The 691-nt window shown below is 71.6% G+C and carries 1 protein-coding gene; it reads left to right on the forward strand.

Going from position 1 to position 691, the window contains the following annotated elements; translation table 11 throughout:
- On the forward strand, positions 1–691 hold a 691-nt coding region (locus ACFFRH_RS44365; RefSeq protein WP_386164224.1), incomplete at both ends, for a polyketide synthase dehydratase domain-containing protein.

Below are 691 nucleotides of genomic sequence, written 5' to 3' on the forward strand. Positions count from 1 at the left end.
CGGGCCACGCCGAAGGACTGCTGAGCGCGGGAGCACTACCGGAGCCGACGTTCGAGCTGGCGCAGTGGCCGCCGGTGGACGCGGTGGCGGTGGAGGTGGGCGACGCCTATGAGGTGTTGCTGGGCATGGGGTATGAGTACGGGCCCGTCTTCCAGGGGCTGAGGGCGGTGTGGCGGCGTGGTGAGGAGGTGTTCGCCGAGGTCGCGTTGCCCGAGCAGGCGCATGGGGACGCGGCACGGTTCGGGGTGCATCCGGCTTTGCTGGACGCGGTGTTGCATGCGCCGCTGGTGGTCGGTGACGGGCAGACGGTGTTGCCGTTCTCCTGGGCGGGGGTGGGCCTGTATTCGGCCGGGGTGACCGGGGTGCGGGCGCGGATCGCGCGGGTGCGGGAGAACACGGTCGCCTTGACGATCGCCGATTCCACCGGGGCGCCGGTGTTGTCGGTCGAGGCACTGGCTACCCGCCCGATATCGGCGGACCAGCTCACCGCCGGCCACCGCACCGACTCACTGCACCGGATTGAGTGGAGCGCGGCTCCGGCCGGGTCCGGTTCCGCTTCCGCGCAGGTGCCCGGCTGGGTGGTGGCCGAATCTCTGGCCGGTTCGCTGGATGGTGGGGTCGCGGAGTGTGTGCTGGTCGAGGTGTCGGCCGGGGTGCACGAGGTGTTGGGGCTGGTGCAGGGGTGGCTGGC

This window comes from Streptosporangium vulgare, assembly GCF_042428775.1.
Lineage (GTDB): Bacteria > Actinomycetota > Actinomycetes > Streptosporangiales > Streptosporangiaceae > Streptosporangium > Streptosporangium vulgare.